The organism is Algibacter sp. AS12, from assembly GCF_046736315.1.
Taxonomy (GTDB): domain Bacteria; phylum Bacteroidota; class Bacteroidia; order Flavobacteriales; family Flavobacteriaceae; genus Algibacter_B; species Algibacter_B amylolyticus.
In genome coordinates this window covers 1,457,062-1,470,885 of record NZ_CP151841.1, presented here as the reverse complement: position 1 = coordinate 1,470,885, position 13,824 = coordinate 1,457,062, and the positions used below count along the sequence as shown (strand labels likewise).

12 protein-coding genes are annotated in these 13,824 nt (G+C 32.5%); 7 read left to right on the top strand and 5 right to left on the bottom strand.

Annotated elements, in window-relative coordinates; translation table 11 throughout:
• Position 1: 1 nt before the first annotated feature.
• Positions 2 to 1,087 carry a non-hydrolyzing UDP-N-acetylglucosamine 2-epimerase gene (wecB, locus tag AAFN75_RS06210; protein WP_411808731.1) on the bottom strand — a complete coding sequence of 362 codons (1,086 nt, stop codon included), beginning with the start codon at positions 1,085 to 1,087 and terminating at the stop codon, positions 2 to 4.
• The gene (locus tag AAFN75_RS06205; RefSeq protein ID WP_411808730.1) at positions 1,084 to 2,403 is read right to left on the bottom strand and encodes a phenylacetate--CoA ligase family protein; all 1,320 of its coding nucleotides are present in this window, start codon (positions 2,401 to 2,403) and stop codon (positions 1,084 to 1,086) included. Before AAFN75_RS06205 ends, wecB begins: the two co-directional genes overlap by 4 nt.
• Positions 2,404 to 2,586: 183 nt before the next feature.
• Between AAFN75_RS06205 and purD the strand changes: the two genes are divergently transcribed.
• Positions 2,587 to 3,858 carry a phosphoribosylamine--glycine ligase gene (purD, locus tag AAFN75_RS06200; RefSeq protein WP_411808729.1) on the top strand — a complete coding sequence of 424 codons (1,272 nt, stop codon included), beginning with the start codon at positions 2,587 to 2,589 and terminating at the stop codon, positions 3,856 to 3,858.
• Here the strand turns inward: purD and AAFN75_RS06195 are convergent.
• On the bottom strand, positions 3,853 to 4,080 hold the full coding sequence (locus tag AAFN75_RS06195; RefSeq protein WP_411808728.1) for a DUF6341 family protein: 228 nt from the start codon (positions 4,078 to 4,080) through the stop codon (positions 3,853 to 3,855). The two genes, purD and AAFN75_RS06195, sit on opposite strands and share 6 nt — an antisense overlap.
• Before the next feature lie 73 nt (positions 4,081 to 4,153).
• Here AAFN75_RS06195 and AAFN75_RS06190 point away from each other — a divergent pair, with 73 nt between their 5' ends.
• A complete protein-coding gene (locus tag AAFN75_RS06190) occupies positions 4,154 to 5,077 on the top strand; it encodes a DUF6427 family protein (protein WP_411808727.1) in 924 nt (307 codons plus the stop codon).
• Here AAFN75_RS06190 and upp read toward each other — a convergent pair.
• Positions 5,066 to 5,725: a uracil phosphoribosyltransferase gene (gene upp, locus AAFN75_RS06185; RefSeq protein WP_411808726.1), complete on the bottom strand. Its 660-nt coding sequence runs from the start codon at positions 5,723 to 5,725 to the stop codon at positions 5,066 to 5,068. The genes AAFN75_RS06190 and upp overlap by 12 nt on opposite strands.
• 135 nt (positions 5,726 to 5,860) lie before the next feature.
• Here upp and AAFN75_RS06180 point away from each other — a divergent pair, with 135 nt between their 5' ends.
• On the top strand, positions 5,861 to 6,466 hold the full coding sequence (locus AAFN75_RS06180) for a DUF4254 domain-containing protein (RefSeq protein WP_411808725.1): 606 nt from the start codon (positions 5,861 to 5,863) through the stop codon (positions 6,464 to 6,466).
• A 39-nt stretch (positions 6,467 to 6,505) separates the two neighbouring features.
• The gene (locus AAFN75_RS06175) at positions 6,506 to 7,525 is read left to right on the top strand and encodes a glycosyltransferase family 9 protein (protein ID WP_411808724.1); all 1,020 of its coding nucleotides are present in this window, start codon (positions 6,506 to 6,508) and stop codon (positions 7,523 to 7,525) included.
• A gap of 53 nt (positions 7,526 to 7,578) precedes the next feature.
• Here the strand turns inward: AAFN75_RS06175 and AAFN75_RS06170 are convergent, their stop codons facing one another.
• On the bottom strand, positions 7,579 to 8,637 hold the full coding sequence (locus AAFN75_RS06170) for a 2Fe-2S iron-sulfur cluster-binding protein (protein WP_411808723.1): 1,059 nt from the start codon (positions 8,635 to 8,637) through the stop codon (positions 7,579 to 7,581).
• Between the two features lie 193 nt (positions 8,638 to 8,830).
• Here AAFN75_RS06170 and AAFN75_RS06165 point away from each other — a divergent pair, with 193 nt between their 5' ends.
• The 3 genes from AAFN75_RS06165 to AAFN75_RS06155 all read left to right on the top strand — a co-directional run bounded on the left by AAFN75_RS06165 (position 8,831) and on the right by AAFN75_RS06155 (position 13,819).
• Positions 8,831 to 10,309: a DUF5687 family protein gene (locus tag AAFN75_RS06165; protein ID WP_411808722.1), complete on the top strand. Its 1,479-nt coding sequence runs from the start codon at positions 8,831 to 8,833 to the stop codon at positions 10,307 to 10,309.
• A 22-nt stretch (positions 10,310 to 10,331) separates the two neighbouring features.
• On the top strand, positions 10,332 to 11,039 hold the full coding sequence (locus AAFN75_RS06160; protein WP_411808721.1) for an ABC transporter ATP-binding protein: 708 nt from the start codon (positions 10,332 to 10,334) through the stop codon (positions 11,037 to 11,039).
• A 221-nt stretch (positions 11,040 to 11,260) separates the two neighbouring features.
• Positions 11,261 to 13,819 (top strand): tetratricopeptide repeat protein, encoded by a 2,559-nt coding sequence (locus AAFN75_RS06155; RefSeq protein ID WP_411808720.1) that lies wholly within the window; start codon positions 11,261 to 11,263, stop codon positions 13,817 to 13,819.
• The last annotated feature ends 5 nt before the right edge of the window (positions 13,820 to 13,824 follow it).

Genomic DNA, 13,824 nt, shown 5'->3' with positions numbered 1-13,824 from the left:
TTTAAATAGATACTAAATGATGAACTATACGCTTTGCGGCATTTCCATCCCACAACTGGGGTGTTACGCCTTGTTTCCATGTGCCAGAAAATAGAATATTAAAAGCAGTTTTAATTTTTTCAGGGTCACTGCCAACTAAAATATTTGTTCCAATATCGCAGGTTTCAGGACGTTCGGTGCTATCTCGCAAGGTTATACAAGGTACATTCATAACAGTAGTTTCTTCTGTAATACCACCAGAATCCGTTATAACAGCCAAGGCGTTTTTAACCAAATAATTAAATTCTAAATAGCCTAAAGGGTTCACATAATTTAGGTTGTCAAAATTTAGGTTGAGGTTGCTTAAAAGCTTTTTTGTTCTAGGATGCACCGGGAAAATAATGGGGTAATCTTTTCCTAAAGTTACAATTTGTGTTATCAGCTTTTTTAATTGCTGTTCTTCATCAACATTGCTAGGTCTGTGAAGCGTTATAACCATATACTTCTTTTCAGATAAATTTAAATCATCCCAAAGAGAAGGTTTTGCTAATCTACTTTTGTTTTTAAGTAACGTATCAATCATGACGTTTCCAACAAAAAACACTTTGGAGTCTGGAACACCTAATGCACTTAAGTTTTTGTTCGCATACGTGGATGTTGTAAAAAAATAATCGGTTAAACTATCTGTAACTATTCTATTAATTTCTTCAGGCATATCCATATCTCCAGATCGAATTCCGGCTTCAACATGTGCTACTTTAATACCTGCTTTTTTAGCAACTATTGTACAAGCCATTGTTGAGGTTACATCGCCAACAACCATTACTAAATCACATTTATTTACCATTAATTCGTTTTCAAAACCAATCATTATGGCTGCAGTTTGTTCCGCTTGAGTACCGCTTTTTACTTCTAAATTACTATCGGGTAGTGGGATGTTTAATTCTTCAAAAAAAGTTCCGCTTAAGTTTTTATCGTAATGCTGCCCGGTATGTACAAGCCTATAATTAATGTTAAAACCTTCTTTTTTTTTGTTTTGAATAGCTTCGATAATAGGCGCAATTTTCATAAAGTTTGGTCTAGCACCTGCAACTATAGTAATATTCATATATCTTGGTTTAAGTAGGATGTAAACTGCTTTAATTTACCACGTTTTGAACGAATTAATTTATCTTGTCTTTCAAACTGAATTTGTAGTCCTTTTTCAAGGTAATTTTCCATTTCGATGGTTATAGTTTTTATCTTTTCTTCCAAAAGGGGAGCGTTACTAACATAAATAATCTTAAAAGTATCTAGTTTATGTTGTTCAATTATAAATTCTTTTACATTTCCGTCATCTTCAATAATACTTTTTGTAATGTAGTAAAACGTTAATCCTGCAGCCTTTTTTCCGCTTGCTAAAATAGCAATATCATTAGTTCTTCCTATTAGTTTTTCAAGAATAGGTGTTTTGGTCGTGCTTTTTTTTGATAGGATTCCAACATCGCCAATATCATATCTAATAAATGGGTGTGCTTTATTGTAAAGCGATGTAATTACAATACGGCCTTCTTCGCCGTAAGGCAAAACAGAATTATTGTCATCAAGAATTTCAACATAAAGAGATTCGCTATTAACTTGCCAGTTCCCGTTGGGGTTTTCAAAGGCTATTAAATCTAATTCCGAAGCGCCATATTCGTTAATTATTGGCACTCCAAATTGGGTTTCCATGAGCTTCTTATCATCGGTAAATAACATTTCGGAAGTCACAACACAGGCTTTTAATGTCGGGCAAATGGTTTTTAAAACAAGGTTTTTATCATGAAGAAATTTAGCAAATTGCGCAATTGAGCTTGTATAACCATTAAGATATTCGAAAGAGGCTTTTTTAAATTTTTGAAGATGTTTTTCGAAAGCCGCTGCGCTTAAATCGAATACCGAAAATCGAAATCTGCGACTAAGTTTATCCTTAAAACGTTCTTTGTAATATCCTTTTTTATCTAAAGGAATACCATAAAAACGAGCTTGTTTCGATGTGTTAAAATCTAAATTATACCAACCAAAACGATTTTGAATTATGGCCCAAGTTAAGGCGTGACTAAATTTATCTTTGGCAAAAACAAAAGGCGTTCCGGACGATCCTGATGTTTTATTAATATAAATATCAAATTTGGTATAATGTTTTGTAAGTCGCTCTTCTAAGGGTTGTTGTAAATCTTGTTTTGTTAAAACAGGAATGTTGTTCCAATCTGAAGTATCAATACCCTCTATAAACGCACTGTAGTAAGGATTGTTTTTTAGGTGAAATGCAACTATGTCTTGCTTTTTAGCTTCTACATGTGCTGCAAAATCTTTTTCATTTATATCCTGAATTGATTTTAATACAGTTCTAGCCTCCTTAATAGGAAAACCATTTAATTGTAATGAAAAGTCGAATAGATTCAAGTTAAAAAAGGGCTGAATTATTTAATAGTGCACGAAAATCAAAAATAATTATAAATGCTTTAGCGAAGGACACTTTTAGCAACACAATTATTTAAAGTTAGTATTTTATGTAAAGTAAATAAAAAATATTCGTGAATTAGAAGCATTAATTTTATTTTTGCGCAAATAACTTATACTATTACTATGAATATTTTAATACTTGGTTCTGGAGGAAGAGAACACACTTTTGCTTGGAAAATAGCTCAAAGCCCAAAATGCGATAAACTATTTGTAGCACCAGGAAACTCTGGTACTAATGAAATAGCGACAAACGTAAATATTGGTGTAACAGATTTTCCGGCTATAAAGGAACTGGTACTTAGTAATAATATAGATTTAGTGGTTGTTGGACCAGAAGATCCACTAGTGCAAGGAGTTCATGATTTCTTTTTAAATGATGATGCTATTAAACATGTATCTGTAATTGGACCACAAAAGGCTGCTGCCGAATTAGAAGGAAGTAAAGAGTTTGCAAAAGAGTTTTTATACCGCCATAATATACCAACTGCCGCCTACGAAAGTTTTACTAAAGAAACTGTTGAGAAAGGCTATGCTTTTTTAGAAACTTTAAATGCGCCTTACGTTTTAAAGGCCGATGGATTAGCGGCAGGTAAAGGTGTTGTTATTTTAAATGATATTAATGAAGCTAAAGCTGAATTAAAAAGTATGCTTGTTGATGCTAAATTTGGTGAAGCAAGTACAAAAGTGGTAATTGAAGAGTTTTTAGATGGTATAGAGCTAAGTTGCTTTGTGTTAACCGATGGCGAGCATTATAAAATTTTACCAACAGCTAAAGATTATAAGCGTATTGGCGAAGGTGATATAGGATTGAACACAGGTGGTATGGGGGCGGTTTCTCCAGTACCGTTTGCTACTGATGAGTTTCTTAACAAAATTGAAGAGCGCATAGTAAAACCAACAATCTCTGGTTTTAAAAAGGATAAACTTCCTTATGTTGGTTTTGTTTTTATTGGACTAATTAAAGTTGGAGACGATCCTAAAGTTATTGAGTACAATGTACGTATGGGCGACCCAGAAACCGAAGTTGTTTTACCTCGATTAAAAAATGATTTTGTTGAAATTCTACAAGCCATGGCTAATGGAACTTTAAATAAAATTGATATCGAAATTGATGAACGTGCGGCTACTACAATAATGACAGTGTCTGGTGGTTACCCTGAAGCTTATGAAAAAGGTAAAGAAATTACCGGAGTTAAAAGTATTGTAGATTCTATTCCGTTTCACGCAGGAGCGCAAATTAAAGATGGGAAAATAGTAACTTCTGGTGGCCGCGTAATGGCCATAACTTCGTATGGTAATACGTACCAAGAGGCCATAAAAAAATCTTACCAAAGTATAGAAAAACTACATTTTGATAAGATGTATTATCGTAAAGATATTGGATTCGATTTATAGGAAAGAATGAGAAGATATACTTTTATCTTCTTCATTGTTATCACTAAATATTTTAAGTTGTAGCATCCAGTAAACCATAGCTACAATACAAATAACAATAAAAATCCAAGAAATTGTATTTGCAGCAAACCAGTTTTCTAGTTCTAATGCTCTTATAGCATCCATAGGAGCAAAAAGAACATTAACAAATAAATCCTGTATTGCGTAAAAGAAATCTTTCATTTTGTGTTTGTTTATTATTTACCAACCATTTTTTAGTTAGTATATTTACACAGCAAAAATACAAAAACAGTTAATGATTACAAGTTTTTTTAATAAATCTAAACCAATATATTTTGTTGTTGTTTTTTTTATAGTGCTTTTAGCTTTTGTAAATGCTAGAATTTACATGGTAAATGGTGGGTTAAACCTCGATTATATACTAAAGCAAACGGTACTAGTTTTTGTTGTTTATGCCTGTATTTTACTTTTAAGTTTTATAGCCAACAAAAATAATTTAACAAATAGAAATAGCTACGAAGTCCTCTTGTTTAGTCTTTTTTTGCTATTTATTACCCAAACAACAAGTAATGGAAATGTGTTATTTTCAAATTTTTTTGTTTTACTTGGGTTAAGGCGGATAGTAAGTATGCGCTCCCCAAAAAACATTAAGAAAAAGCTTTTCGATGCCGCTTTCTGGATTGCTTTAGCATCCCTTTTTTACTTTTGGTCCATTCTGTTTTTTGTTCTAATCTTGTTATCGCTTGTATTGTATACCGATAATAATATTCGCCATTGGTTAATACCATTTTTAGGTGCTGTAACAGTTTTAATTATAAGTTGTAGCGCATCAATACTGATATTCGATAATTATTTCGACCTGGTTAATTGGAATCCGCAAATTAGTTACGATTTTAGTAATTATAATTCTGCAGCATATTTAATTTCTATTACAGTCTTGCTGTCCTTTGGTATTTGGTCTTCTGTTTTTTATTTAAATAATATTAAAAAGCAAAAAAAAGCATTTAGAGCATCGTTTAAAACCATCATTTTAGCGGCAATAATTGGTTTTATATTAGTAATACTAGCTCCAGAAAAAAACGGAAGTGAGTTTTTATTTTTATTTGCCCCTTTAGCTATTATTATAGCCAATTATATAGAAATTATACCCGATAAATGGTTTAAAGAACTCTTTTTAGGTGTGTTAATTTTACTGCCTTTTACCCTGCTATTGCTGTAGTTTTTCGCCAAAAGCTAAATCGCCAGCATCACCAAGTCCAGGAACAATATACCCCTTGTCGTTTAAGGTTTTATCAATAGTGGCAATCCATAAATGTGTGTTTTTATCAAAATGTTGCGCTACAAAATCAACGCCTTCCTGTGCGCCAATAACACTAATTAAATGAATTTCTTTAGGTGTCCCAAATGGTTTCAAGGCTTCAAAAGTGGCTAGCATCGATTGTCCGGTAGCTAACATAGGGTCGGCAAGAATAAGTGTTTTGCCTTCCAAACTTGGGCAAGCTAAGTATTCTACAATAATCTCAAAACTTTCAGGATTGTGTTTATGGTGTCTGTATGCAGAAATAAAGGCGTTCTCAGCACCATCAAAATAATTTAGCAATCCGTTGTGTAATGGCACACCGGCTCGCAAAATAGAACACAATACAACCTCATTATTTGGTAAATCTATATTGCTTTGTCCCAAAGGGGTTTCAATTGTTTCAGAATTAAAACTTAAAGTTTTACTCATTTCGTATCCCAAAATTTCTCCAATGCGCTCAATGTTTCTTCTAAAACGCATACTATCCTTTTGAATATTAACAGCTCGTATTTCAGCTATAAATTTATTTAAAATGGAGTTTTTAAGTGATAAATTATGAATTGTCATAGGTGAAAATCTAAATTTTGATAGTAAAGTTAATGAATCACAATTAAAAATTTAATTATTGCCCTTTTTCAGGGTTTTATAAATTTAAAAATCTTAGATAATTTATGTAATTTCGCATTATAAAAATCAAAGAATATGTTTACAAATAAAGCTAACAAAATTTTTCAAGAGGTTATTGAAAAATATCACATTATTAACACTGTAGATCAACCATTTGAAAACGCTTATCCAGAAAGCGATTTATTAGAGCATTTATTGTATAGAAAATGTTGGATTGATACGGTACAATGGCATTATGAAGACATTATTCGCGATCCGCAAATAGATCCTGTTGCAGCATTAACTTTAAAACGTAAAATTGATGCTTCAAATCAAGATAGAACCGATATGGTGGAATATATTGATAGCTATTTCTTAGAAAAATATAAAGGAGCTACTGTAAAATCAGGCGCTACTATTAATACCGAAAGTCCAGCTTGGGGCGTCGATAGATTATCTATTTTAGCCTTAAAAGTTTATCATATGAATGAGGAAGCAACTCGTAATGACGCTTCCGCGAAACACAAAGCAGCTTGCCAGAAAAAGCTAGATATTTTGTTAGAACAACGCGTAGATTTATCGACAGCTATTGATACGCTTTTAAGTGATATTGAAGCAGGAGATAAGTATATGAAAGTGTATAAGCAAATGAAAATGTATAATGACGATGAACTAAATCCAGTACTTCGTTCACAAAAATAGAATTCCTGCGTAGGCGGGAATCTCATCCTAATTGTTGAGATGCCAAAACAACAAAAAAACATTCTAGTTATTCGTCTCTCAGCTATGGGAGACGTGGCTATGACTGTTCCCGTTTTACGAGCATTAACCCAACAGCATCCCGAACTTAAAATTACCGTATTAACACGTGCTTTTTTTAAGCCTTTTTTTAGAGATTTAGATCAAGTTGAGGTGTTTTCTGCCGATGTAAAAGGAGAACATAAAGGTGTTTTTGGACTCTATAAGTTAGGGAACGCTTTAAATGAAAAGCAGTTTTATGTTGTGGCCGATTTACATAATGTATTGCGAAGTAAAATTCTTAAAAACTTTTTAACTTGTAAACGTTTTATTTCAATTGATAAAGGCCGAAAAGAAAAGCGACTTTTAACTTCAAAAAAAATAAATAAACAGCTTAAAACAACCCATCAACGCTATGCCGAGGTTTTTGGCAAGCTAGGTTATAAAATTGACTTGAGTACTCCTAGTTTTCCAAAAAAAACAGACTTAAATTTCGAGTTAAAAAAGTTCATTCAAAATCCTTCAAAAAAGAGTGTAGGAATCGCACCTTTTGCAGCACACGAAGGGAAGATGTATCCTTTAAGCTCAATGAAATTGGTTATAGAAAAGCTATCGAAAGACCATAATATTATTTTGTTTGGCGGTGGAAAATATGAGTCTGAAATACTTAACGGTTTCCAAAATAATTTTAAAAATACAACCAATCTCGCGGGTAAATTATCGCTTGATGAAGAATTGGATGTTATCTCCAATTTAGACGTAATGCTTTCCATGGATTCTGGTAATGCACATATAGCAGCAATGTTAGGTGTTAAGGTGATTACTATTTGGGGTGTTACCCATCCTTTTGCTGGTTTTACACCTTTTAATCAACCTAAAGATTATGCGTTGTTAGCAGACAGTGTAAAATTTCCATTAATACCAACTTCAGTTTATGGAAATAAATATCCAGAGGATTATAAAGAAGCGGCCGGAAGTATTTCTCCTGAAATAGTTGTTGAAAAAATTGTTTCCACTCTTTAAAAACGACGTATTCTTCCTGTAAAATAGAAATGTTTTATTTTAAATGGAGGCCATTAAACATCATCAAAATCTATAGTTATACTCGGTGTTGTAGGATGTGCTTGACAGGTTAAAATTAAACCTTCGGCAACTTCGCTTTCGGTTAAAATATTGTTTTGTCTCATGGTAGCTTCACCTTCTGTTACACGTGCTAAACAACTGCTACAAATACCACCTTGGCAAGAATAAGGCGCATCTAAATCTTCATCTAATGCTGCCTCTAGGATGGTTTGTTTTTGCGACATATCAAACGTTGTGGTTTCATCGTCAACAGTAACTGTAATTTTTGTGTTTCCTGTAGCTATAGCAATTTCCTCTTGAACCTCTGCTGGTTTTGCAGCTTTAAAAAGTTCAAAATGAATGCGATTTTCATCAATATCATGTTCCGTTAACACATCTTTTACTGTATGAATCATTGCTTCTGGTCCACAAAGGTAAAACGCATCAACCTCAATATGTTTATGTTTGTTTTTCATAACATAATTAACCGTGCTTTTCTCAATTCTACCAAAAATAGCGTCGTCTTCATCTTGCTGACTAAATACAAACTGAATTGAGAATCGGTCTTTATGCGCATGCTGAAGTTCTAAAAGCTCATCAAAAAACATGGTGTCCTTGGTAGTTTTGTTACCATAAACCAAAATAACTTTGCTGTTTACTTCTTCTTCTAAAGCACATTTAATAATACTTAAAATGGGTGTAATACCACTTCCAGCTGCAAATAAAGCTATGTTTTTAGTTTTAGAGTCGTTTGGCTCAAAAACAAAGCGCCCTTTTGGTGGAGCAACTTCAATAGTATCGCCAACTTTTAAGGTGTTATTGGCATAAGCAGAAAAAGTTCCTTCTTTAACCTCCTTAATAGCCACTTTTATTTCGCCGCTTTTTGGAGATACACAAAGTGAATAATCTCTACGTATTTCATTACCATCTATTTCAGTTTTTAGAGTAATGTATTGGCCTGCTTTAAAGGTAAAAGCCTCCTTTAAATTGTCAGGAAGATTAAAGGATATGCTAATCGCTTTATCTGTTTCTCTTGTTATATTTTTTACTGAAAGTTTATGAAATGATGACATAGGTGATTGTTTTCAACAAAAATAAGGAAGCCTTTAAATAAAATGTGTTTTTTTCTATAAAAAGTAAGGCTTGTTTGTGTTTTAGTTAAAAAGTTGAAGTTCTTTAAACACAAAACGATGAAATATTATTTTAAATCTGTAACAATTTAGGATTTAGATACACTTACATTTATGAAAACTAAAACCACCAAAAATGATAAAGCGTTTTTTAAGTTTAGAATGGAAATCCTTTTTTAGGTCGGCAAGCTTTGGTAAAAGTTTAGGTATTAAAATATTTATGGGCTTTTTAAGCCTGTATTTAATAGCCATGTTTTTAATATTGGGTATAGGTTTATTTCCAGCGCTTCAAGAGTTTTTTCCAGATAGCGATCCTTTATTAATTGTAAATAGTTTTCTTTTTTATTGGATTTTAGGCGATTTAGTAATTCGTTTTTTCTTTCAAAAACTACCTGTAATGAGCGTAATGCCATTGTTGGTCCTTCCAATAAAACGAAGTAAGATTGTAAATTATGTATTAGGAAAATCGGTGTTTTCCTTTTTTAATGCCTTGCCTTTATTTGCAATTATCCCGTTTGGCGTTACTTTAATGGTTAAAGATTATCCCGTAAGTCAAGTTATAGGGTGGATGGCAGCTTTAATTGTAGTGGTTCTTATTCTCAATTTTTTGAATTTTATTATAGAAAGTTTTTCGGCTGAAAAGGAATTGTCTTTTCTTCCCATTATAGTATTGGTAGGTGGCCTGTATGCTTTAAATCATTTTAATGTGGTTTCAATTAGCGGCTTAATAGGTAATGGTTTTAATGCCATTTACAACCAGCCTTTTTTAATTATTGTACCATTATTAATTCTGTTATCCTGCTATGTGATTAATTTTAAATTACTAAAACAAAAACTGTTTTTAGATAGCGGGCTTAAAACAAAAATTAAAGAAGTAAATACTTCTAACCTAGATTGGACTAAAAACTTTGGAGATATAGCCCCATTTTTACAGTTAGATTTAAAATTAATTTGGCGAAACAAACGAACTAAGTCTACAGTTTGGATGGTTGTTTTTGGGCTTTTGTATGGTTTGGTTTTTTATGTTAACCCACAATTTATAAGCATGACACCGTCTTACATTTTTGTTGGCGTGTTTTCTACAGGTATTTTTTTAATGAATTTTGGGCAGTTTGTTCCTGCCTGGGATAGTAGCTATTACGGACTATTAATGACCCAAAACCTTAAATACGAACAGTATTTAAAATCAAAATTCACTTTAATGGCCTTAAGTGTATTAATCTTATTTGTTTTAGGAATTCCGTACGTGTATTTTGGGTGGAAAGTGTTATTTGCTCATTTTGCAGCTGCCATTTATAATATGGGTGTAAATACGCATGTTATTTTATTAGGCGGTTCCTTTAATCGTAAAAAAATAAACCTTAATGAAAAAGCAGTGTTTAATTACCAAGGTACTGGAGCAGTACAATGGCTAATTGGAATTCCTATTTTGCTTTTACCAATGGGAATCTTTGCCGTAGTGTATTTTTTAACAGGTTTTGAAATAGCGTGTTTGGTTTTAATAATTCTAGGTATTGTTGGAATTGTTTTCCATCAAAAAATAATGAAATTAATCACAAAGAAATATACAGATTCAAAATATAAAATGATTGATGCTTTCAATCAAGATAACTAATAAGTCTTAAAAACTAAATATCATGATATTAACGTCTAATTTATCTAAAAAATATAACGGAAACCAAGTGTTAAGTATAGACGCCCTAGATATCCCTAAAGGGCAAAGCTTTGGTTTAGTCGGGAATAATGGTGCTGGAAAAACCACTTATTTTAGTTTGTTGTTGGATTTAATTCAGCCAACTACAGGGTGCATTAAAATTAATGATGTACAAGTTGATAAAAGTGAAGATTGGAAACCGTTTACTGCTGCTTTTATAGACGAAACCTTTTTAATAGGATACTTAACGCCCGAAGAATATTTCTATTTTATTGGCGAATTACGCGGACAAAACAAAGCCGATGTAGATGCTTTGGTGGCACAGTTTGAAGATTTCTTTCATGGCGAGATTTTAGGACAAAAAAAATACTTGCGCGACCTTAGTAAAGGTAATCAGAAAAAGGCAGGAATAGTTGCGGCTTTAATAGGCAACCCAGAAGTTATTATTTTAGATGAACCATTTGCAAATCTAGATCCTACAACGCAAATAAGGCTTAAAACTATTATAAAAGAACTCGCCGAAAAGCAAGGTGTAACAGTATTGGTTTCTAGTCATGATTTATTACATGTTACCGATGTTTGCGAGCGTATTGTTGTGCTTGAAAAAGGAGAAATTGTTAAAGATTTAGAAACAAATGCAGCGACTTTAAAAGAGTTGGAAGCTCACTTTTCGGGGAGTGAAGTCTTATAAGTTTTCACACTAGATTTTCAGGAGTTTTTATGCGGAAACCCATTGGTGGTTTTTAAATAGAATATAACTTTTTTAATACCTTAACTTAGTGTATTGGTGTTTTTACTCAACCATTTTATCTGTCAATATATAGCTAAATCCAAAAAGATGCTTATTTTTACCACGCTATATATAATAATAGCAAGACTTTATAGTTATTATCTAGACTAAAAATACCAGCATTGAAAACACCTACTAAAGCCATATTATTACTTATTTTAACTGTTTTTCTTGCATTAAGTTGTTCTAGAAAGAAAGATAAATTTATTAATAGAAACTTTCATGCGCTTACAGCAGAATTTAATGCGCTTTATAATGGTTACAATGCTTTAGAAGAAGGAAGGCAAGCACTTAACGACGCCTATTTCGATAACTATTGGGAGGTTTTACCCATAGAACGCATGCAAGTTTTTGAAGATGTGGTGCTTCCTGGGCAGTCTAAAAACGAAAGTTTTTCTAGAGCCGAAGAGAAAGCGGTAAAAGCCATTCAAAAACATAGTATGAATATTGATGGTAAGGAGAATAATCCGCAAATGGATGAAGCTTACTTACTTTTAGGTAAAGCACGATATTTCGATCAGCGTTTTGTACCGGCCTTAGAAGCTTTAAACTATATTCTTTATAAATACCCTGCCAGCGATAAAATCAATCAGGCTAAGGTTTGGCGAGAAAAAGCAAATATTAGACTAGATAATAACGAATTAGCTATCGAGAACTTAAAGCGTCTTTTAAAACAAGAAGATTTAAAGGGACAAGATTTAGCTGATGCTAGTTCAATTTTAGCGCAAGCGTTTCTTAATACAAAAATTATTGACACAGCTATTACCCAATTAGAAATTGCTGCAACAGCAACAAAAAATAACGACGAGCGCGGACGATACCGTTTCATTCAAGGGCAGCTATATAATCAGTTAGGGTATAAGGATAGTGCCAATATAGCTTTTGATAAAGTGATTGATCTTAATAGAAGAACTCCAAGAATCTATTTGATTTCGGCACATTTAGAAAAAATAAAAAACTTCGATTTTGAAAACGGCGATAAGCTTGAAGTTACCGAATTACTTACAGAGCTTGAAGAAAACCGAGAAAACCGTCCGTATTTAGACAAGATTTACCATCAAATAGGCGCATATCATTTACAAAACGGTTCAGATTCATTGGCTGTTGCTTACTATAACAAATCGTTACGTACAGACACACGCGATAAATTACTTAAAGCTAAAAGTTACGAAACCTTAGGGGACATGAATTTTGATGCTTCGGTGTATGCCAAGGCTGGTCATTATTACGACAGCACCATGAGCAACTTGGTTTTAAACTCTAAACCTTATCGCGTTATAAAACGTAAGCGAGATAACCTAGAAGATGTTATTTATTACGAAGCTATAGCTAAAGCAAACGATAGTATTTTACAACTTGTAAATTTACCAGAAGCCGAAAGGTTAGCTTATTTTGAGTCTTTTGTTGAAGATTTAAAAATTAAAGCTGAAGAAGAAAAGGAAAAATTAGAAGCAGCCAATAGAAATAGCGGTCTTGCAACTATAGGCAGTCCTGGAGGTGTTCAGGTTAATCGCGGTGGTAACCAAGAGGAATCAACTATTTTTTATTTTTACAACCCTACAACTCTATCTTATGGTAAAAATGAGTTTAATAGGTATTGGGGAGATAGACCTTTGGAAGACAATTGGAGATGGTCTAGTAAAGGAGCTACAAATAATGTAAATACTAATACAAATGTAAGTATTGCGGATATTCCTTCAGACGAAGAACGTTTAGATCCTCAGTTTTATATCTCTAAAATTCCTTCAGCAGAAAAAGAAATAGATAGCATTTCTAAAGATCGTAACTATGCGTATTATCAATTAGGATTGATTTATAAAGAAAAATTTAAAGAGTATAATTTAGCGAAAAGTAAATTTCAAGATCTATTAAAAAGTAATCCTGAAGAACGATTAATATTGCCTTCAAAATATAATTTATATAAAATTTATGAATTGTTAGGCGAAAATAGCGAGGCAGCAATTGCAAAAAATGAGATTATCGATGCATACCCAGATTCTAGATACGCAACTATTCTGAAAAATCCAGAGTTAATAACAGATCGCGATGAAAATAGTCCGGAGAGTTTGTATGAAGCCTTGTATATTCAGCATGAAAATCAAGAATATGCCGATGTGATTTCTAAAAGTGAAGAGTTTATTAAAACTTTTGATGGCGAACCTATGGTGCCAAAATTCGAACTTTTAAAAGCTACAGCTTCTGGTAGATTATATGGATTTGAGGCTTATAAAAAAGGCGTAAATTATTTAGCTATTACCTATGCCAATACACCCGAAGGTAAGCAAGCTCAAAATATTGAATCTAATATATTGCCAAAGTTGGAAAATAAAGCATTTGTTGAAGCAAGCGATAGTATTCCAGAAAACTATAAGGTTGTATTTCAATTTAAAAACGCACCTTCAGAAACTATTTCTGGGTTTAAAGAAACGCTAGATGAGGTTTTAGGTAATGTTAAGTATTATAAATTAAGTGCATCGGTAGATGTCTATGGTCCCGATACTAAATTTGTTGTAATACATGGTATAAAAACCGAGCAAGTAGCGCAAACATTTAATCAGCTTCTAACGGAAGAGGATCAATATAAAATTAACACTCCTTATTTTGTAGTATCATCTACAAATTATCGAATTATTCAAATTCATAAAAATTTGGATGATTATTTGAATATCGACAATAATTAAACCTA

What these genes read in the sequence shown, in the direction of transcription:
- wecB (WP_411808731.1), bottom strand. Translation starts at nt 1,087, where the DNA reads ATGAATATTACTATAGTTGCAGGTGCTAGACCAAACTTTATGAAAATT.
- purD (WP_411808729.1), top strand. Translation starts at nt 2,587, where the DNA reads ATGAATATTTTAATACTTGGTTCTGGAGGAAGAGAACACACTTTTGCT.
- AAFN75_RS06195 (WP_411808728.1), bottom strand. Translation starts at nt 4,080, where the DNA reads ATGAAAGATTTCTTTTACGCAATACAGGATTTATTTGTTAATGTTCTT.
- AAFN75_RS06190 (WP_411808727.1), top strand. Translation starts at nt 4,154, where the DNA reads ATGATTACAAGTTTTTTTAATAAATCTAAACCAATATATTTTGTTGTT.
- upp (WP_411808726.1), bottom strand. Translation starts at nt 5,725, where the DNA reads ATGACAATTCATAATTTATCACTTAAAAACTCCATTTTAAATAAATTT.
- AAFN75_RS06180 (WP_411808725.1), top strand. Translation starts at nt 5,861, where the DNA reads ATGTTTACAAATAAAGCTAACAAAATTTTTCAAGAGGTTATTGAAAAA.
- AAFN75_RS06175 (WP_411808724.1), top strand. Translation starts at nt 6,506, where the DNA reads ATGCCAAAACAACAAAAAAACATTCTAGTTATTCGTCTCTCAGCTATG.
- AAFN75_RS06170 (WP_411808723.1), bottom strand. Translation starts at nt 8,637, where the DNA reads ATGTCATCATTTCATAAACTTTCAGTAAAAAATATAACAAGAGAAACA.
- AAFN75_RS06165 (WP_411808722.1), top strand. Translation starts at nt 8,831, where the DNA reads ATGATAAAGCGTTTTTTAAGTTTAGAATGGAAATCCTTTTTTAGGTCG.
- AAFN75_RS06160 (WP_411808721.1), top strand. Translation starts at nt 10,332, where the DNA reads ATGATATTAACGTCTAATTTATCTAAAAAATATAACGGAAACCAAGTG.